General features: G+C 45.2%; 19 protein-coding genes. 1 reads left to right on the forward strand and 18 read right to left on the reverse strand.

All coding sequences use genetic code 11. The features are described 5' to 3' along the window. Window positions 1-74: 74 nt before the first annotated feature. From ilvD to CHA01nite_RS05780, 5 genes are all read right to left on the reverse strand, one after another. A complete protein-coding gene (ilvD, locus tag CHA01nite_RS05760) occupies window positions 75-1,760 on the reverse strand; it encodes a dihydroxy-acid dehydratase (RefSeq protein WP_146940357.1) in 1,686 nt (561 codons plus the stop codon). Next, a complete protein-coding gene (gene ilvE, locus CHA01nite_RS05765) occupies window positions 1,753-2,655 on the reverse strand; it encodes a branched-chain-amino-acid transaminase (RefSeq protein ID WP_146940358.1) in 903 nt (300 codons plus the stop codon). Before ilvE ends, ilvD begins: the two co-directional genes overlap by 8 nt. A 447-nt stretch (window positions 2,656-3,102) precedes the next feature. After that, window positions 3,103-3,699: a Crp/Fnr family transcriptional regulator gene (locus CHA01nite_RS05770; RefSeq protein WP_146940359.1), complete on the reverse strand. Its 597-nt coding sequence runs from the start codon at window positions 3,697-3,699 to the stop codon at window positions 3,103-3,105. 242 nt (window positions 3,700-3,941) lie between these two features. Next, window positions 3,942-4,394, reverse strand: coding sequence for a hypothetical protein (locus CHA01nite_RS05775; protein ID WP_146940360.1), 453 nt, complete (start codon window positions 4,392-4,394; stop codon window positions 3,942-3,944). A 115-nt stretch (window positions 4,395-4,509) separates the two neighbouring features. Further along, entirely contained in the window at window positions 4,510-5,361 is an 852-nt protein-coding gene (locus tag CHA01nite_RS05780; protein WP_146940361.1) for a cyanophycinase, read from the reverse strand. 235 nt (window positions 5,362-5,596) lie between these two features. Here CHA01nite_RS05780 and CHA01nite_RS05785 point away from each other — a divergent pair, with 235 nt between their 5' ends. After that, window positions 5,597-6,736, forward strand: a complete 1,140-nt coding sequence (locus CHA01nite_RS05785; RefSeq protein WP_146940362.1) for a cysteine desulfurase family protein — start codon at window positions 5,597-5,599, stop codon at window positions 6,734-6,736. A 453-nt stretch (window positions 6,737-7,189) separates the two neighbouring features. Here the strand turns inward: CHA01nite_RS05785 and CHA01nite_RS05790 are convergent, their stop codons facing one another. The 13 genes from CHA01nite_RS05790 to CHA01nite_RS05850 all read right to left on the reverse strand — a co-directional run bounded on the left by CHA01nite_RS05790 (window position 7,190) and on the right by CHA01nite_RS05850 (window position 19,902). Next, a complete protein-coding gene (locus CHA01nite_RS05790; protein WP_146940363.1) occupies window positions 7,190-9,430 on the reverse strand; it encodes a xanthine dehydrogenase family protein molybdopterin-binding subunit in 2,241 nt (746 codons plus the stop codon). A 29-nt stretch (window positions 9,431-9,459) separates the two neighbouring features. Further along, the gene (locus tag CHA01nite_RS05795; protein WP_146940364.1) at window positions 9,460-10,479 is read right to left on the reverse strand and encodes an FAD binding domain-containing protein; all 1,020 of its coding nucleotides are present in this window, start codon (window positions 10,477-10,479) and stop codon (window positions 9,460-9,462) included. Further along, complete coding sequence (locus CHA01nite_RS05800) at window positions 10,476-10,955, reverse strand: (2Fe-2S)-binding protein (RefSeq protein ID WP_146940365.1); 480 nt, start codon at window positions 10,953-10,955, stop codon at window positions 10,476-10,478. The genes CHA01nite_RS05795 and CHA01nite_RS05800 overlap by 4 nt, the downstream gene beginning before the upstream one ends. Window positions 10,956-11,858: 903 nt before the next feature. Further along, window positions 11,859-12,770 carry a bifunctional molybdenum cofactor biosynthesis protein MoaC/MoaB gene (gene moaCB, locus CHA01nite_RS05805; RefSeq protein ID WP_146940366.1) on the reverse strand — a complete coding sequence of 304 codons (912 nt, stop codon included), beginning with the start codon at window positions 12,768-12,770 and terminating at the stop codon, window positions 11,859-11,861. A 245-nt stretch (window positions 12,771-13,015) separates the two neighbouring features. Then, a complete protein-coding gene (locus tag CHA01nite_RS05810) occupies window positions 13,016-13,456 on the reverse strand; it encodes a molybdenum cofactor biosynthesis protein MoaE (protein WP_146940367.1) in 441 nt (146 codons plus the stop codon). After that, window positions 13,440-14,558, reverse strand: a complete 1,119-nt coding sequence (locus CHA01nite_RS05815) for a HesA/MoeB/ThiF family protein (protein WP_146940368.1) — start codon at window positions 14,556-14,558, stop codon at window positions 13,440-13,442. Before CHA01nite_RS05815 ends, CHA01nite_RS05810 begins: the two co-directional genes overlap by 17 nt. 1 nt (window position 14,559) lies before the next feature. Then, window positions 14,560-14,787 (reverse strand): MoaD/ThiS family protein, encoded by a 228-nt coding sequence (locus tag CHA01nite_RS05820; protein WP_170234690.1) that lies wholly within the window; start codon window positions 14,785-14,787, stop codon window positions 14,560-14,562. Between the two features lies 1 nt (window position 14,788). Then, window positions 14,789-15,277 carry a molybdopterin-binding protein gene (locus tag CHA01nite_RS05825; RefSeq protein WP_228458348.1) on the reverse strand — a complete coding sequence of 163 codons (489 nt, stop codon included), beginning with the start codon at window positions 15,275-15,277 and terminating at the stop codon, window positions 14,789-14,791. 4 nt (window positions 15,278-15,281) lie between these two features. Then, on the reverse strand, window positions 15,282-16,016 hold the full coding sequence (locus CHA01nite_RS05830) for a sulfite exporter TauE/SafE family protein (protein WP_146940370.1): 735 nt from the start codon (window positions 16,014-16,016) through the stop codon (window positions 15,282-15,284). 20 nt (window positions 16,017-16,036) lie between these two features. Further along, window positions 16,037-17,215 (reverse strand): molybdopterin molybdotransferase MoeA, encoded by a 1,179-nt coding sequence (locus CHA01nite_RS05835; RefSeq protein WP_146940371.1) that lies wholly within the window; start codon window positions 17,213-17,215, stop codon window positions 16,037-16,039. Next, the gene (locus CHA01nite_RS05840) at window positions 17,212-17,796 is read right to left on the reverse strand and encodes a nucleotidyltransferase family protein (RefSeq protein ID WP_146940372.1); all 585 of its coding nucleotides are present in this window, start codon (window positions 17,794-17,796) and stop codon (window positions 17,212-17,214) included. Before CHA01nite_RS05840 ends, CHA01nite_RS05835 begins: the two co-directional genes overlap by 4 nt. Continuing rightward, window positions 17,796-18,776, reverse strand: a complete 981-nt coding sequence (gene moaA, locus CHA01nite_RS05845; RefSeq protein WP_146940373.1) for a GTP 3',8-cyclase MoaA — start codon at window positions 18,774-18,776, stop codon at window positions 17,796-17,798. Before moaA ends, CHA01nite_RS05840 begins: the two co-directional genes overlap by 1 nt. Window position 18,777: 1 nt before the next feature. Continuing rightward, window positions 18,778-19,902: an XdhC family protein gene (locus CHA01nite_RS05850; RefSeq protein ID WP_146940374.1), complete on the reverse strand. Its 1,125-nt coding sequence runs from the start codon at window positions 19,900-19,902 to the stop codon at window positions 18,778-18,780. Window positions 19,903-20,152 lie beyond the last annotated feature (250 nt).

The following is a 20,152-nucleotide window of genomic DNA, read 5'->3' on the forward strand; positions in this document are numbered from 1 at the left end:
AAAGTTGATAATGGCAGGAAAAACTTCCGGCATCCAGCTTCCTGCGCCCAGCCTATTAACCTATTTCCTGAAACTTATAAATCTGTAACACAGCCCTCTGAGGCATCCGCTACCGACTTTGCGTATTTGTAAAGGATTCCTTTCCTGACTTTATAATCGGGCTGCTGAAATCCTGCCTTTCTTGCGGCCAGTTCCTCATCAGACAATAAGGCATTGATGGTATTTTTTTCGGCATCCAATTCGATGATATCACCGTCTTTGACCAGTCCGATCAGTCCGCCACAGAATGCTTCAGGGGTGATGTGCCCGACGACAAAACCGTGGGTTCCTCCAGAAAACCGGCCGTCTGTAATCAATGCTACGTTTTTTCCCAACCCGCTGCCCATCAGGGCAGAAGTCGGCTTCAGCATTTCCGGCATTCCGGGTGCGCCTTTCGGTCCTTCATTTTTAATCACCACGACATTTCCTTCCCGGATCTTCCCGTCTTCGATACCTTTGATGAATTCTTTTTCTCCGTCAAAAACAATTGCCGTTCCCCGGAAATAGCTTCCTTCTTTTCCTGTGATCTTAGCTACCGATCCTTTTTCAGCAAGGTTTCCATACATGATGCGGATATGCCCGGTTTCCTTGATCGGGTTCTTAATATCACGGATAATATGCTGCTCTCTGTCGATAATGGACGTTACGTGTTCCAGATTTTCCGCCACCGTTTTGCCGGTTACCGTCAGGCAATCGCCGTGAAGCAAACCCAGATCCAGCAGGTATTTCATGACTGCCGGAACGCCGCCTGCTTTGTGCAGGTCTTCCATAAGGTATTTTCCGCTGGGCTTAAGATCTGCCAGGAAAGGCGTTTGATTGCTGATGCGCTGGAAATCGTCCAGGGTAAGGGCATAACCGATAGCTTTGGCAATAGCAATAAAATGAAGAACGGCATTGGTGCTGCCGCCTAAGATCATGATCAGCCGCAGTGCATTTTCAAAAGCTTCCGGGGTCATGATATCCGATGGTTTGATGTCTTTTTCCAGAAGGATCCTGATGTAATGTCCGGCAAAACGGCATTCTTCTTTTTTCTCCCGGCTCAGCGCAGGATAAGAAGAAGAATACGGCAGGCTCATTCCCAGAGCTTCGATGGCAGAAGCCATGGTATTCGCGGTGTACATTCCTCCACAGGCGCCTGCACCCGGGCAGGAATTCCGGATCACACCCTGAAAATCTTCTTCGGAGATCCTGCCTGCGATTTTATTTCCCAATGCTTCAAAAGCGGAAACGATGCTCAGATCTTCGCCTTTATGATGGCCCGGGGCAATGCTGCCACCGTATACCATGATCGAAGGGCGGTCCAGTCTTGCCATGGCGATCAGGGAACCCGGCATGTTTTTGTCGCAGCCCGGCACCGTAATCAGCCCGTCGTAATACTGTCCTGCACAAACGGTCTCGATGGAATCGGCGATGATGTCGCGGCTGACGAGTGAATACCGCATGCCGTCCGTCCCGTTGGTCATTCCGTCGCTGATCCCGATGGTGTGGAACATCAGTCCGACCAGATCCTGATCTTTTACACCTGTTTTTACCATTTCAGCCAATCCGTTGAGGTGCATGTTGCAGGTGTTGCCATCGTACCCCATGCTGGCGATTCCGATCTGCGCTTTATCGAAATCTTCCTTCTGAAAACCGATCCCGTAAAACATGGCCTGGGTTGCAGGCTGCGTCGGGTCTTTCGTCAGGGTTTTTGAATATTTATTGAGTTCCGTATTACACATATTGCGGTTGGGTTTTCAGGTAAGCATAATCTTCTTCAAGCACCAGATGGCGGTAGGCCTGCTGTATTTTGGCAGACAGGCTATGTTCCCAATCCAGAACGAAAGGAACGTTGTCTAAAGAATCCAGGGCTACGATCTCGGCTGCCGTACCGCAGAAAAATCCGGCATCGGCGCCCTGCATTTCGTCCGGCCTGAAGAATTTTTCCATGGTGGGGATTCCCAGTTCTTTGCAGATTTCAAGGACGGTGGCCCGGGTAATTCCGGGAAGGATATTTCCTTTGGCCGGGGTGAAAATCGTACCGTCTTTTTCGAAGAAAACATTGGCACCGGAACTTTCCGCTACATTTCCGTTTTCGTCCAGTACCAGGGCTTCATCAAAACCTCTGTCCTTGGCTTCCTGGCAGGCCAGGATGGAGTTTACATAGTGGCCGCTTACTTTGGCTTCCACCTTAAACGCTTTGGGATTCGGGCGCTGGAAAGAGGAAGTCATAATCCTCATTTTATTGGCTAAATAACCGTTGTCCCAGTTCCAGACTTCGATCACCAGATAACTTTTCTGACCTTTGGAAAGGGCCATATTGGGTGAACAGATAACAATCGGACGGATGTACGCATTTTCAAGCTGATTCATCTCCAGAAGTCTATAGGTAGCGTCTACCATCTCCTCCGTAGAATACCTGAATGGCATGAGCATGGCTTCGGCAGATCTCCTGAGCCGGTCGTAATGTTCCTTTGCCTTGAAAATCCGGGTACCATGCGCGGTTTTATAGGATTTGATTCCTTCGAAAACCGCATAGCCATAGTGTAGGGATTGCCCGTATAAATCGGTTTTCGCATCTTTTGCTTTCATATAGTCTCCATCGAAAAAGAGAATGCTGTCATCACTGTAATACATATTATCCTGTTTTTTTATATTCTATTTTTAAATTTCAGGGAATAAAAAAACCATTCCCGTGATGAGAATGGTTTGTGCTATGTAGTTTCAACAGATTATCACGAGCCATTACCCATCACCGGAAGTCCGGTAATGATAGAAATGACAATAATAATAATCGTGTAATTCATTTTGATATTTAATAATACAAATGTATAATTAATTTTGACAGATACCGTATTTTTAATAAAATTTATTCGTTTAAGCTGATGAAATCTTATAATGAATTCATTTTATTTACAATATTCATTAATTCAAAAGAGAGTTACAAACAATTGATTTCCAATGGATGAGCCAGATAAGAATTACGATGTCCGAATCTTGATTTTTCAGATTGAATTTCGGATCATTCTGAAAACCGACGGATTTTTTAATTGGATTGAGTATTAGTTTTTTTTCCCTGCATTTCTAGTAATAAATTTTGGTATTGTCGATTTTAAGGAGGTTCAGCTTTTCCATTTTCTTTACCGTACGGATCAGGGTTTCTACCCGCATGCCGGTGAGAGAGGCCAGCTGAGACCGGGTAAAGGGGACCAGGAAGCTGTATCTTTCATTGTAGCCGAAATAGCCCTTCAGGTGGTCCAGGAGCTTCTGGATCCTGATCTGCGGATCGAGAATCGCCAGGAAAGAAGAAATGACGTAACGGAAATGCAGACGTTCAGCACTGTAGCGGCTGACTTTAAAAAAGATGTTCGGCTGCTGATGGATAAGATTAAGGTATGCTTTTTTATCCAGTTTGATGATGGTACAGTCGGTAACCGCTATGGCATTAACGGCGTACTGCTTATCGGTAAGAAGATAGGTCTCACCAAAACAATGGCCCTCAAAGGGAAAACCGTGGACAAATTCTTTACCGTCTTCAAAAAAGTTATTGATTTTCACTACGCCGGCTTTTATTTGAAAATAATACTGTGCAAAACCACCTTCCTTAAAAATAAATTCATCCAGCGCAAAATCCTGCACCATCCCTCCATGTTCCAATAAAATTTCTTCAGATATAACCATATAGTGATTATTGTTGTATTTTTAGGTAAAATTAAAAAAAATTACCTGATATTTCAAATCTATTCAATTAAGTTATTCATATTAAGAATAAAAGAATAACCATAATCCGTATCTGTTAAACCAAACATACTCAGACTCTTCATCCTGAAACTAAAACAACTGAAAAATAAAAGACTTGTACTTCGCTTTCTTCAATATTTTGTAGTTTAAAATCAAACTGACAATCCCTGCTTTCAAACTATTCAACGGCACCTCCAGATTACCTGGTGAGCAGGAACACCGGCATTTATGTTTTTAATTGTCACTATAATCTGTTCTCTGATATAGTTGATACCCGGGTTTCCCTGAAGATCTCTGTATTTTTCCAGCATAAAACCTTCCTTGAGCAAATCGTTATGAAACGGCTCTATTTCTTCCTTATCATGTGTAACCAGTGAAAGTGCCAGGCAATTTCTGGCATCCGTAAATACGGTAAGCACTTTAAAATGGCTGACGTCCCGGTCTGAAGCGGCATATACGCGGTTTCCGGGATCTTCCATATCCGGGTTTCTTTCCAGATTAAAATGGGCTTTCAGCCTGGCATCCAGATTCCGGAGCGGGCCGGAGGTTGAATTGCGGAGATTATTGACGGTCAGCAGCTGAGCAGTCAAAAGGTTTCCGCAAGCGATCAATAATAACAATAAGGCTTTCATCATTTATTTTTAATTCAATCTATAGCATTTTATGATTATGGTCACAAGTCTGCCTGAAAAATCAGCGACCGGGTGATGTATGGCTGCGTGCATAAAGATCAGGAAAATCGGAATTATTCTACCCGCAATTGTTTTTTAATGTCTGAATATTTTCCAGCTGTCCGGAAGACAGATTGATCCGGCATCCGTCTGTCAGCATGCTCATGATGATGTTATCAATAAAGACCGGCTCCCCTTTCTCCACCGATCCGCAGTTGGTATGCTGAATGTTGTGCGGATTCAGAACCACGGCCATTCCCGAGCCTCTGCAGACGGCATGGGTTCCGCTCTCAATAAGCAGTGCCGTATCTTCACCCAGTCCGATCCCCAGGCAGTCCCTCTGCATGGTTATGGCATGGGCCAGCCTTCCGATCCTTCCCCGGTTCATAAAATGCGTATCCACAATACAGTTTTTTATCAGGCCAAGACCGGAACCCAGAGTCAGGTCATTTTCCAGTATGGCTTCTTCATCCAGCGCATCACAGATAATGTGTTGCGGCATACACATCGCTCCCGCACTTGTGCCTGCTATCATAAAACCTTCTTCATGAATATATTTTTCGATAAGCAATGGTGTAATGGGAGTCTCCCTGATTTCCTTACAGATCCTATTCTGATCTCCGCCGTTAAAAAATACCGTTCTGGCTGCTACGATCCGGTTGTAATATTTTCCCGCATTCTCTTCAGACAAATGAATATATCCCACATTGGTAAAACCTGTTTCGGAAAAAGTCTCCGCATAGCTTTCACGCATACTTTCCGGTTCCGAGCTGGCTGAGGTAATGACTTCGATACGGTCGTCATGATGACTAACGAGAAGTTTCAGGATCTGATAAGGAGAAAAATTCTTATTATCATCTTCAATGGAAACCCGGTTTTCTTTTTTGTCTTCATTACCGCCGATAATGAGTAATTTTCTTTTTGGATTCATTGTTTTTTGCTGTTTGGTGGTGTATTTATATTTTCCCGGACCGAAGATAGAGACAATGCCCAACAATATTATTGATCGTAATCAAAACCCAGTGAAATAAGGTAGTTATATGGTATTTATAATGATTTTAATGAGGATAAAAGTACGCGTTAATCCTGCTTCACGATTTCGGAACCTCATCTTACAAAAGGATTTCGTATATTTATAGTACATCTGAACAATTTCTAATTTTGATATGACTCCCCCAACCATTTATCTCGATTATAATGCGACCACCCGGCTTGACGAAGAAGTATTGCAGGCCATGCTCCCTTTTTTTACGGAATATTACCAAAATCCGGGCAGCAGCCATCTGGCCGGACTGACCGTAAATGAATTAATTGAAAATGCCTGCTGGCAGGTAGCTGATTTTATCGGAGGCAAACCAGATGAAATGGTATTTACTTCAGGTGCTACCGAATCCATTAACCTTGCAGTAAGAGGAATTTCGAACGGTAAGAGGGATCATCTCATCACCTTATGTACCGAACATAAGGCAGTCCTGGATACAGTAACCGATCATGCAGTTAAAAATAATTTAGCCTGCTCCATTCTTCCTGTTCAAAACGATGGCCTGATTGATTGGGAGAGGTTCGAAGAAGCGATTACGGATCAAACCCTTCTGGTAAGCATCATGCTGGTGAATAACGAGACCGGTACCATTCAGAATATCAAAAAAATCAGTGAAATGGTCCATGCCAAAGGGGCTTTCCTGCTGTGTGATGCCACCCAGGCCGTAGGTAAAATCCCTGTGGATGTCCACGAGCTGGGCATTGACCTGATGGCTTTTTCCGCGCATAAGTTTTATGGGCCGAAAGGAGTCGGTGGCCTCTATATCTCAAAAAGCGTCAGGAAATATCTGGAAGCACAGATTACCGGTGGCGGCCAGCAGAAAAACAGGAGGAGCGGCACATTGAATGTTCCAGGGATCATCGGGATGGCCAAAGCCTGCGAGATCGCAAATAAAAGGATGGATCACGACGCCACTTACGTAAAATCCCTCCGCGGGCATCTGGAAAACAAATTACTGGAAATTGAAGGAACTGCCGTCAACGGTTCTGTTGAACACCGCATTTTCAATACTTCAAATATACTTTTTAAAAACGTATTTTCAGAACAGATGATCCTCTCCCTGCAACATATTTCAGTGTCCAGCGGATCGGCCTGCTCGTCTGTAACTACTGAGCCATCGCATGTCCTGAAAGGTTTGGGACTAAATGATGAAGATGCTTTATGCTCCCTCCGGTTCAGCCTTGGAAAAGGCAATACGAAAGAAGAAATTGATGTGGCGGTTCAAAGAATTTCCGGACTGGTGACACAGTTCAGGAAAGAATAAGATACTGTGCCACTATTATCATCTCCACCATCCCTAACAGATTATTTTACCACAAAAGAGATTAATGCTGTTTAAAAAGTTAAATGCATTATGGTAATAAGTTCACAGAAGCTTTAAAAAAAAATCAAGATTTTTATTTGCTGTGATTAAACAACGGCTGTTCCGGTAGCTGAGCAGAGCCGAAGCCATATGATGATCTGTGAAAACCTGCGTAAATCTGTTGTTTTAAAATGGAACCGCGAAAATTAAGTGCAAAGATTAAAAATCAATGATTTTTAATCTGATCTGCTCTAAAATATACGGGCTTGACTGCGCACAGCCACCAGGAAATTACATCTGATGTGATTTATGTGTTAAATCGCTGTGATGTACAAAAATTTGTAATAGTCTTAATATCGTTCATAAAAAAAACGGACCGAAGCCCGTTTCTGTTAATTATTTTATATCGAAAGATTATTCAAGCAGATAATCAAAATGGATCGGCAGGTCGTAAATCCTTTTGCCGGTAGCGTGGTAAACCGCATTGGTAATTGCCGGCGGCATGCCTACTCCCCCGATTTCACCAACTCCCTTAACGCCAAGGTCATTTACGAACTTGTCGTCTTCCTCCACGAACAACACCTGCAAATCATGAATATCCGCATGAACGGGAATATGGTATTCCGCCAGGTCGTCATTCATATATTTACCAAGCGTATGATCGGTAATAGTTTCCTCGTGGAGCGCTTTGCTGATTCCCCAGATCATCCCTCCCAGTAATTGGCTTTCGGCCGTTTTAGGATTGATGATTTTTCCGGCGGCAACTGCCGTTAAGGCTCTTTTCACTTCGATCACGCCCAACTCTTCATCGATTTCCACCTCTACAAAAACGGCGCTGTGCACCGCCCTTGCTTTTTTTCCGTAAGTCAGCGGATTAGGCATTGCCGAATTTTTGGTGCGGATTTCTTTTCCATCGTTATGCTTTAAAATTTCGTCATAACCGATTTTTGTTCCCGGATTGTCTTTCAGGAAAATATAGCCATCTTTGAACGATACATCTTTAAACTTTGCTTTGGCAAAGGCAGATCCTTCCATCAAACCGGCGATTTTCAGCAGTTTTTTATTGAGTGCTTCGCAGGCTGCCTTTACTGCCGGACCCACGGTAGCCGTAGTAAAGGAACCTCCCTGGATCGGGGCAAATGCCATTTTACTGTCAGCGTAAGAAAAGGTAACATCCTCTAAGGGCAAACCGAGCTGATCGGCAGCAATCTGTGTCATGATGGTGAAAGTTCCCGTTCCGATATCGGTAACGGCACTTTGTACTTCCACTTTTCCATCGGATTTAAGAATGGCTTCTGCCCTTCCCAGTAACCGGTTGGCATCCCACATTCCGGTAGCCATTCCGTAGCCGACCAGTTTATTTCCGCGCTTCATGCTCCTGGGAACCGGGTTCCGCTGATCCCATCCGAATTGCTTGGCACCCCGGAGGTAACATTCCTTCAGTTCTTTACTTGAATATTCCTTTTCACTGCTCTGATCGACCATCGAGTAATTGATGAGCCTCAGCTCTACCGGATCGATGTTCAGCCGGTAAGCAATTTCATCCATCGTTACTTCAATGGCGTGCATTCCCGTACTTCCGCCGGGTGCCCTCATGTCCAGAGGACTGTAAACATCCAAAGGAACGATTTTGTGTTGCAGCAACGTATTTTCAGCCGGATACAACATATTGGCCCAATTGACTACAATTTCCACATAGTCTTCAAATTGAGAAGTCTCCCCGATGGCTTCATGAAATATCGCGTTCACCTTCCCGTTTTCATCAGCCCCGAATTTCGTATGCTGTAAGGTTGGCGGACGGTGGCCGATCATGTACATCTGCGCACGGTCAAGGGTTACCCTTACATTTCTTTTTAAATGCAGCGAAGCCATAACAGCCATAAACAGCTGATGCTGCGGCCGGAGTCCTGATCCGAATCCCCCGCCTACAAACGGTGAAATGACCTGTACGTTTTTCATTTTAAGCCCGAAAACATTGGCAACATACATCTGGGAATTGATGGTTCCCTGGGTTTTATCGTAAATTTTCAATTTGCCTTCGCCCTCATAAATCACTGTTGAGGCATAGAGTTCCATCGGATTGTGATGCTCTGTCCCGTGGCTGAACCGGCTGTCCGTTTTCACGAAAGATTCTTTATAAGCGGTATCGAAATCGCCTTTTGGTTTTGGCGGCGGCGGTTTCAGTAAGGAAGCCAGTCCTTTTTTAGGATCACGGGCTTCTTCAAGATTGGCAGCCATTTCCGTGGCAAAGCCTTCCGTTTCGTATTCTATTTTTATCTTGGCAGCGGCATAGCGTGCCATTTCAAAGGTTTCGGCAACCACAAGCGCAATCGGCTGACCGTTATAACGGATAACGTTATCTTTTAAAGGTTTAAAGACCGTTCCCGGAGGTGCATCCATATCGGCATACTGGAAATCGAACCAGGCCGTGGAAGGACGGTTTTCATGGGTGAGAATCTCAACAATGCCTTCCAGGTCTTTCACTTCAGAAGTATCGATGCTTTTAATTTTTCCTTTGGTAATGGTGCTGTTGACCACATAACCGTACAAAAGCCCGTCAACATTGTAATCACCGGCATATTTTGCACTGCCCGTCACTTTCAGGGCGCCTTCCAGGCGGTTGTGCGGCTGTCCTATCGATGGTAAATTTTTCATAAATAATTTTTGGGTTGGTGTTTGGATGCTTACAAAGAAGGTTTTGCACCCGGTCTCTGGGTTTCAGGTTCCAGGGCCATCATACAATTGCGGATGATTGCTTTTTTAGCAAGGTCAATCTTAAAACGGTTATGCTTAAACCCTTGTGCTTCTGCTAAAATAAGATCGGCAGCCTGGGCAAAGTGTTCCCTGGAGGGTGCTTTTCCTTTAAGGTAGCCTTCGGCTTCCTTATTACGCCAGGGCTTATGGGCAACTCCGCCTAGAGCGATCCTGGCTTCGGTGATCCGGTCATTTTCAATTTTAAATGCTGTGGCAACTGAAATCAGTGCAAACGCATAAGAACTGCGGTCTCTTAATTTTAAATACGAATAATTCTGTGAAAAGTCTTCAGCAGGCAATTCGATTCCGGTGATGATCTCTCCCTGTTTCAGGTTGTTGTCGATCTCCGGCGTATCTCCCGGCAGCCGGTGAAAGTCTTCAAAACCGATCTGTCTTTCACCTTCCGCGCTTTGTACATGCACCTTTGCATTCAGGGCTGCCAATGCCACACACATATCGGAAGGAAAAACGGCAATACAATCCGGTGAGTGTCCCAGGATCGCATGGATGCGGTTGTACCCTTTAACGGCCGGACATCCTGATCCCGGCTCCCTTTTGTTGCACGGAACCGAGTGATCATAAAAATAATAGCAGCGCGTTTTCTGCAGCAGGTTACCACCGTTGGTAGCCATATTCCGGATTTGTCCGGAGGCGCCCGCCAAAATGGTTTTTGAAAGTAGAGGATATTTCTGTTCGATCACCGGATGATAAGCGGTCGCTGCATTGGTCATTAAAGCACCAAGCCGTATCCCGCCGTTTTCCGTTTCAGACAATTCATCCATTCCCGGAATTCCGTTGATGTCGACCAGCGTATCCGCTTCTACGACAAAATATTTCATCAGGTCGACGATATTCGTTCCGCCTGCAATGGCTTTATGGTTGGCATTGTCTTTCAGCAATACCGACGCATCGGCGATCTCTTTTGTTTTGGTGTAGGAGAAATTGTTCATTCCGTTTCGTTTTTAACCGCCATGATGGCATTGATAATTCCTCTGTTGGCTCCGCAGCGGCAAAGATTTCCACTCATCAGATCCTGCACTTCTTCTCTCGTTTCGCCTTTCCCTTCTTCAAGGAGACCGATGGCGCTGCAAATCTGTCCGGGCGTGCAATAGCCGCACTGGAAGGCATCATGTTCGATGAACGCTTTCTGTACCGGATGTAAACTGTCAGGACTTCCGATTCCTTCGATGGTGGTTACTTCGGATCCGTCTTTCATCACCGCCAAAGTCAGGCAGCTTAAGACCCTTTTGCCGTCTACCAATACGGTGCACGCGCCACACTGTCCGTGGTCGCATCCTTTTTTGGTACCGGTAAGGTCGAGGGTATGTCTGAGGGCATCCAGCAGGGAAACCCAGGGCTTGAGCTCAAGCCGGTGCTGATGTCCGTTTACCATTAAGGCAACCGACTGATTGTTCTGATCAAGCATAGTATTGAGATTTGGTTTTAAATTCTTTTTATGCAAAAAAAGAACCGCAATCCTATGATTACGGTAAACTGAGGTATGTAAAATGACAGAAGTCTGCATTTATCGTGGAAAGCGATTCATCATTCCTGAACCTGACGCTCATCAATAATTTTGATAAAAAAAATCACAACAACATAAACCGCTGAAATTCAGATATTAAAATATTTTAGTTCCAAAAACAATTATAAAAACAACAGCAGTTCCCTAACTCAATTTCCGGTATTAAGAATAGATCTAAATTTCTTTAAAACTCTTCGTGCTGATCGGATTTTGATAAGCCTTCGGCATTTTATTGCTTCCTGTTCGTCTCTAAAAACATGTTTTACCCGATGGTGCCTCTTTCTGCGGGCTGCTTTCATTAAACACCGGGTTTTATCCGGGCCTATGATCGTTATGGTCTTTCAGGGCATACCTGATTGCTGTTATTTTTTTGCTATATTTAACGTAAATTCGACCGTATTAAAATCATTTTCAGCCGATTATTTAACTCAAAAATAAAAATCAGAATGATTCAGTCGGGATTTTGGATACCACTCATTCTGGCAGAATGAATAAACGGTTCACGCTTCTGATCGGATTTTATCCTATCCTGTACCAAGCCGGCCCTTCAGGACTTTAAAACGATATTCATCCGTCTCTGATTGGAAAATAACCAAAACCGGTTATCGGGGATTACATAAAAACTCCTCTGATAAAGTAATAACCTATTCAGTTTGATGATCAATACCTTTGATCCTGTATCTGACAAAAGAAACTTCCTGCATCCGGCACCCCTCTTCCATCCACTTGGTCCAGATTCTTCTTCAGGTTCAAGTTATATTTAGTAAATCTTCCAACATCCAATAAATCCCTCAACCATCATTCTTACCCGTGTCTTTTTCCTTCTTTCACTTCAAAAACGTGAAGAATTTGCGGAAATAGAGATTGCATGTATTCAGCGGCTCCTTTCTGGGAACCCGGGAAAGTTAAGACCAGCGTTTCACCGCTGAAGCCGGCAATTCCCCTTGATAACATGGAAGTTTTGATGCGTTCCTGGCCATAAGCGCGGGCGGTTTCCATAACTCCCGGAAGCGGCCGGTCGATCATCTGCTGCAGGGCCTCAGGGGTCACATCTCTTGGTGACACGCCGGTTCCGCCGGTAAAAATAACGAGATCCGATTTATTTGTTTTGTATCCTGCAAGTGCCTGCTGAATCGTCTCTGCTTCATCCGGAACCACTACATAATCAATATCCGTGAACCCGTATTCTTCCAGTTTCTGAACAATTATTTTTCCTGAGGTATCTTCATTCTGCCGCTGATGAACCGTGTCTGAGCATACAACGACAGCGGCTTTCAATTCGCCGGATGTAAATTTTTTATCGTCGGATTTTCCGCCTTGCTTTTCCAGCAGCCTGATGTTCCGGATTTCTACGTGTTTATCGATGGGCTTCAGCATGTCGTACATCACCAGTGCCGCTACCGATGCGCCGTGCATGGCTTCCACCTCCACTCCGGTCTTATAGATGGTATGCACTTCCACCGATATAATGATCGATAAATCTTCAATTTCATAGGTCACCGCCGTGTATTCCACCGGCAGCGGATGGCAGTCGGGAATCACATCGCTGGTTTTTTTCACGCCGAACAGGGCCGCCGCTCTTGAAAATTCAAAAATATCCCCTTTCGGGACCTTCCGTTGCCGGACGGCATCAATGGTAGCCTGGGATGAAGTTTTAACCGTCGCGGTGGCAATTGCTTTCCGCAGGGTTGATGATTTATGGGTAATATTGACCATTTTGAGAGTTTAAAGTTTAAAGTTCAGAGTTTAAGGTTTAAAGTTGATGCCCAATGTTTAATTCATGAATGTTGAAGATCAATTCTCCATATAGGCAGTTTCCCAATTGATGTTATTGCCTTAATCTGATTCCATTGATAAGTTTGGCTGAAGCCAAAGGATTTATTCTTTTTTGACGACGGGCTAAAGCCCGCCCCTATTGATATACATAACACATTTTATCAAACTGATATGAATTCATTCAACTACTGATTGACTTTCCATTGATGGGAATCGTCTCCGAAAATTTCACGGCCCCAGATGGGAAGTTCTTTTTTGATGCGTTCAACGAGTTCGTTGCAGCTTTCCATGGCCGCCAGCCGGTGTTTTGAAGAAGTGAAGACGAAGAGGCAGATTTCTCCGGCCCTGATGGTACCCAAACTATGGTAAACATGCAGGCAGGTAAGATCGTATCTGGTAAAAATATCCTCCCGGATCTGATGCATTTTTTCCAGTGCCATTTCTTCGTAAGCCGTATATTCGATCGCTGCTACAGGCTTTCCGTCTACGACATCTTCCCGGATCTGGCCGAGAAAAATCCCGTGTGCCCCGATGTTCCTTTTAGCGGAATGCCCGGCAATGCTTTCCGAAATAAACAGCGGATCGATAGCGCCTTCCCTGAATATATTTTTAATTTCTTTTTTCATTTTGTTTCTTTATTAATGCCAGGATTCCTCCTTCAAGATGGCTTGGCCGGTTTGGTGTCTTCCTGTTTTGTATAAAAATTTCCGCTGCTTTCAGGCTGCGTGTTCCACCCTGGCAGAAAAATGCAATCTCTGTTTCCGGAATTTCGTTTAAACTTTCTTCCAGCCGGGATAACGGGAGATGGAGATGGGAAAAACCGGCAGCCGGAAGTTCACCTTCTTCCCTTACATCGATGGCAGTCATTTTGCCGTCCTTTATCTTGCTTAAAAAACTTTCAGGGTCCAAAGCCAGGATGTCCGGATGAGACAATCCGCAAAGGAATTGGTAATCGGTCTTTTCAAGCTCTTCCCTGTTCCCCGGCATCAGCTTGTCCGGATCTTTCGTTTTAGAAAGCTCAAGGACCATTGTTTCATAGGTAAGCATATTAAATGTCAGTAACTTACCGTTAAATCCGTTGCCAATTCCGGCGATGTGCTTAATGACTTCATTGGCCTGCATCATCCCGATCATTCCGGGCAATACACCCAGCACGCCCGCTACATTGCAGTCCTGGACTTCACCGGGACGCGGAGGCTCCGGAAAAAGATCCCGGTAGCTGATGTACTGCCCATGATCATCAGGACCGAATACCGCAACCTGGCCTTCATACTGAGATACCGCACCGAATACCAGAGGCTTCTGCAACAGGCAGCAGGTATCGCTGATCAGATAACGCGTGGCAAAATTATCCGTGGCATCCACCACCAGGTCATATCCTGAAATCAGATTCCAGACATTTGAGACGGTCACTTCTTCGGTGTAAGCCGTAATAGTAATCTCGGGATTTAAAGCCCTGAGCCTTTCAGCAGCCGTTACCGATTTCAGTTTTCCGACTTCTTCAGTGCTGTAAAGCGTCTGCCTCTGCAGGTTGCTCAGGGAAATCCGGTCATGATCCACAATACCTATGGTCCCGATGCCCGCCGCTGCCAGATACTGCAGGACGGGACAGCCCAATCCGCCGGCCCCGATTACGAGGACCTTTGCCTTTAAAAGTTTTTCCTGCCCTGCTTTCCCGAATCCTGCAAGGCTGAAATGCCGGGAATATCTTTCGTTGTGCTCTTCCATACTATCCTCCGGAATAAGGCGGCATCAAAGCCACCGTATCATTATTGCTGAGTACTCTGTTTTCTTCAGTCACCCTTTTATTAAGGGCCACTGCAAATTTCATATCGGCGAGCTGCGGAAACTGTACCGCCAGCTGCTCTTTTAACGTATCGGTATCGGATGCCGTAACGGAGAATTCTTTCCCCGTGATTTCGGCAACCTTCCCGAAAGCTATGACTTTCACTTCCATATCAATCCGCTTTTTTAATAACAATTTCTGAAAGGTTTTTAACATATCTTCTTCCTGTTGCCCGGTCTCCCGGCGTAATCAGGGTGATTCCTTCTTTTGCACCGGAAGCCGGGGCTCCGTTCTCACTTGTAATCAGCATGATGTGATCGCCGGCTTCCGTATTGAACAATTCGTTCCATGAATAGACAACTTTATAGCCGTCTTCCGCCGTACAAACCAGATAAAATATACTGAGTTCTTTCGGGGTCGGAGCATCAAAGATAACCCCACTTAAAACATCTTTAAGCAAAACACCTTTCAGATTTTTAAGGTTTTTCTTAAATTCCATTTTATGGTTCAGGATATCGATGCTTTTCACTTCATGCACCGGATATTTTTGCAGATCTTCATAAGTAAACGTTACCGCTTTACTGAGGTCTCCTTTTACGGAAATTTTCTGCGCTTGCAGGAAGATGGATAAAAATACGGATAAGGCGGCGAAATATTTCATTTTTTTAAGCTTTGGTAAGTAGAAGTTTATAGGAAGCCATCAGCAGAACCGTAGCCAATACATATTTCAAAACATTCTGGTTGAATTTTTTAGAGCCTAAATAAGCTCCCAGAAGTCCTCCGGTAAAGGCAACGATGACATACATAAACATGTTGTCGGTAAACCGGATACCCTGGGTCAGCATCCCGCCCAGTCCGGAAAGGGAATTCACAAATATAAAGGCTGCACTGATGGCCGCCGTCTGTTTCTGGTTGGTCCATTTAAGCAGAAGCAAAATCGGGGAAAGGATAATTCCGCCACCGATGCCGATCATTCCGGATAACAATCCGACGATTCCGCCGGTCACCACGGCTACGGCAATATTCTGCTCTTTCAGCTCATGGTCTTCCGTATTTCTGAAAAAGAAAAACCGGATCACGGGAAACAGCAGAAGTACACCCAGAATGCGTTTGTAAATATTTTCTTCCACCGTCATCATTCCACCGATAAAAGCCAGCGGGATGGAAGCGGCGGCAATGGGGATAAACAGTTTCTTTAAAAAATATCCGCCCCGGTAATACTGGATAAACGACGTCAGGGAAACAAACAGGTTCAGGACCAAAGCCGTAGGCTTCATTTCTTCGGGAGCCACGCCGTACAGCGCCATCAGTGCCAGATAGCCACTCGCTCCGCCATGACCTACAGCAGCATAAAAAAAGGCGACGACAAAAAGGACGGCATAAAACAATTCTATACTCATTACTTCTTTTTAAATTTTAATTAAACCGGCAACCGATGGATTTCCACGGTATCGCCTTCCCTGCATCCTGTTGACTCTTCAGGCAGTACCAGGAAACAGTTGGCCTGGGCAAAAGAATGCAGCCGGTACGATTCCTGGGCATGAAGCGGCGTTACTTTGCCTTCTTCATAAAAAGCTTTGAGGAAATGCGTCAGTCCCGCAGGTTTTGCATAGTCATGGGTCGCTGTTGCATGAATTTTCCGTATTGAATTTTTTAATCCTGCAAGCTGTTCAACGGCCGGCAGGACATATTCGTAAAAACATGTCAGCGACGACGAGGGATTTCCCGGCAACCCGAAAACCAGCTTTTCCCCTTTTGTTCCGAAGAATAAAGGTTTCCCCGGCTTCTGTCTGATTTTGTGGAATTTTTCTTCGATGCCGCAATGTTCTGCCGCCCGGGTCACGAAATCATAGTCCCCGACGCTCACTCCTCCGTTGAGCAGGACCATATCGCTTATTGCCAAAGCCTGATCGAGAATCTGCTGCAGCTTTCCGGGATCATCTTCAGCCCTGAAAATATGGATTTTTTTCACACCTGTTTTTTCCAGTGCGGCTTTAAGCTGATAGGAATTCGCTTCATACACCTGTCCGAAAGCCAGTTCTTTTCCCGGATCCTGCAATTCGTTCCCTGTTAGGATCACTGCGATTACAGGCGGGCAATATACCTCAACCCGGTCTTTTCCTATTCCTGCCAGAAATCCGACGGCTGCCGGACTCAATACCGTTCCTGCGGCCATGGCAACAGTGCCCTGTTTTACTTCCGATCCTTTAGGACGCACGTTGAGCCCCTGACCCAGATTCTCATCATGAATAACCAGCCTCTGATTTTCCACCGTTATTTTTTCCTGCATCACAACAGTATCGGCTCCCCCGGGCAAAGGCGCTCCGGTAAAAATCCTGGAGGCCTGGCCGTTTTTTATCTGTAAAGCCGCCGTAGTTCCGGCTGCCATTTCACCGATGATCTCAAGGGGTAAATTTTTATCTTCAAATTTTAAGGCATAGCCATCCATTGAGGACTGCGGAAAGCCCGGAATATCGGTACCGGCAATTACATCAGATGAAGTCACCAGGCCGGCCGCCTCGGAAAGCGGCAATACTTTTGTTTTCCTTTCCGGTACATCGTTAAGAATGATCTGTTTTGCTTCTGTAACTGAAATCATGGATTGATTAATTTTTGATAGTCTTCAGGAGTGTCGATATCCCATGAACCCTGTTCAAATGGTACGGAAGCCGTATCGTCTCTGTATCGCTGAATAAGCTTCCGTGCTCCTTCCTGACCGTTTAAATTGAATAATTCTTTTAGATAGGAACTGCTGAACAGCACCGGAACACCCAACGTATCCGCATAGGCCGATGCCACAATTCCTTTTGGCGAAGTGTTTTTTTTCTCTATTAAAGCTTTAAAAACTGAAGCGCTGATAAAAGGCTGATCGCAAACCGTAAAAATAAACTGTACGGTTTCCGGAAAACGCTGTAAAGTTTCCTGCAGCCCGGTTTTGAGGGAAGAGGCCATGCCTTCCGCCCAGTTTTCATTCGGGATGCAATGAAAGCCGGTGAGCTGTTCAGCAATCTCCGGATTTTCTTCTCCTGTTACGATGAGCACTTTTGATGTTACCAACGAAGCTTCGTCTGCGGTGTGACGCAGCAGGCTTTTTCCTTTGTAAGTCAACAATTGTTTGGGTTCGCCCAACCGGGATGAGTTTCCTGCTGCCAGGATGATGATTGCCGTCTGGTCCTCCATTACCCTCCGATGGTTATCATGCTGCGATTTTCGATTTTCGCGGCATCAATATTCTGGAAAACCCCTTCAAACTGTCCGCCCAAAGCTTTGGCTTTAGCCAGAATGGTGGACTGGATCAACGGCTTAATATCTTCTCCTTCCCGTAATGCGGACAAAAGATCGGTTTCCCCTTTTGAGAATAGGCAGTTTTTAAGCTTGCCGTCGGCGGTTAACCGGATCCTGTTGCAGGACGAACAGAAAGGGGCACTCATTGTACTGATAACGGCAAAATTACCGGTAAATCCGGGAATCTTAAATCTTTTTGCCGTATCGTGCGTTTCATGAGGCAATGCGATAAGATCATACCGGGTTTGTACTTCACAAAGGATTTCCTCCAGGGTTACCACCTGATTACTCGTCCACCGGTTGCCGCTGAACGGCATAAATTCGATAAAGCGTACTTCTATATCATGATGCCGGGTCATTTCGACGAAATCATTAATCTCGTCGTCATTAAGGTCCTTCATCATCACTACATTGATCTTGACACGGAAATTATTTTCCAGTAAAATGGCAATGCTTTCTTTCACTTTATCAAAAAGATCCCTTCTCGTAATCTTCTGAAACTTGGCGGCATCCAGGGTATCAAGGCTGATGTTGACGGTTTTCACTTTCGCGGCCAACAGTTGCGGCAGCAGTTCTTTTACCCGTACTCCGTTAGTCGTAATGGCCAGTTCAATGCCGAGCTTTCCCAGTTTCTCCAGAATCAGCGATGCATCTTTTCTTACCAGCGGTTCCCCGCCGGTCAGTCTTATTTTTTTTACTCCGGCGGCCACGAAGATTTTGGCAACCGTCTCGATTTCATCAGGCTGCATTAATCTGGAAGCCGGCGCAAAAGCATATTTCTCGTCGGGCATGCAGTAGAAGCACCGGAGATTGCAATTGTCCGTGAGTGAGATCCTGAGGTAGTCGTGGACGCGTCCGAATGTATCCGTTATCATATTATTGGGGATCACCACTGATGGCGTGGTGAATTTTATCTTTTTTGTATCGCAATGAATTGCCTTTCTTACCTTCCAGCACCGCTTTTATTTCAGCAGCAATGGAAAGTGCTATTTCTTCCGAGGTTTCTGCCCCGATATCGAGCCCGACCGGCCCATAGATTCTCTGCATCTGCTCTTCGGAAACCTCAACATCTTCTTCTGCCAGGTCATTGAGCATTCGGTTCAGCTTAGATTTCGGCCCCAGAACGCCGATGTAGCGGTTGTCACGGTTCAGCATGTCTTTTAAGACCGTGAGGTCGTACCGGTAATTGTGCGTCATCAACACGACAAAAGTATGTTCGTCCACAACGAGTTCATTTAAAAACTCTTCGGCACCCACCACTTTTACCGTTTTGGCCAATGGAAACCTTTTTTCCGTGGCGTGGCTTACGCGGCCTTCCGCCACTGTTATTTCCCAGCCCATAACAGATGCAATTTCAACCAACGGCTTTACATCATTCCCTGCTCCTGCGATCACGAGTGAAACGGCAGGCGGAAGGTATTCGATCAATGCTTCACAGGAAACGTTTTCATAAATAACCGTTTTAACCATAGACGACCGGCTTTCCAAAACTTTTTTTGCTTCTTCAGACAAATAATCCGGATCCCGGTTTTCAGGCCATAAGGTATTGCGACTGTAAAAAAGAACCGTCCCGATCTGGCTCTGCCCTCTTTCCAATGAGAAAAGACAGGCCAGAACCGAATCCCGGCGTTCTTCAGCAGCTTTGATCAAAAAATCGATCGGGTGGCTCTGATCGTAATTTATGTATTCGAATAAAATATGCACAATGCCGTTACAACCGAGCTGTACCCCGAAATCCGAATCTTCTTCGTTGCTGGTATCGTAGGTAATCAGCTTGTTCTGTTGCTGATGAATAGCAAGCAGCGCTTTCTTCAGCGCGTCTCCTTCCAGGCATCCTCCGCTGATCGCACCCGTAAGTTCACCGTCCTCGGTAACCAGCATGCGGGCGCCGGGTTGGCGGTACGAAGAGCCTTCAACCTTTACCACTGTTGCCAAAGCGGCTTTCTTATTTTCAGCTTTTGCTTTTTGGTATGCCTGTATTATGTCATTGATTTCTTTCATAAGGTATTCGGTACTTTCCGGTATCTCAGCATTCCGGTTAAAGGTAGAGGACACCTTTTTCCCCGGACTACCATAAAGTATCAAAAATTAAGCTAATCATGGTAATTCCATGAAAAAACGCGAAAAATTTAAAGCCAGCTCCTAAACATTTCTACCACATCACCTCATCATCATTCTGATCTTTAGCCGGTTTTATTCAAATCCTGTAAAACTTTTTATTTTAATTAAAACATAAAGCGGACGTTATAAA

This window comes from Chryseobacterium hagamense (assembly GCF_007991455.1).
GTDB classification, from domain to species: domain Bacteria; phylum Bacteroidota; class Bacteroidia; order Flavobacteriales; family Weeksellaceae; genus Chryseobacterium; species Chryseobacterium hagamense.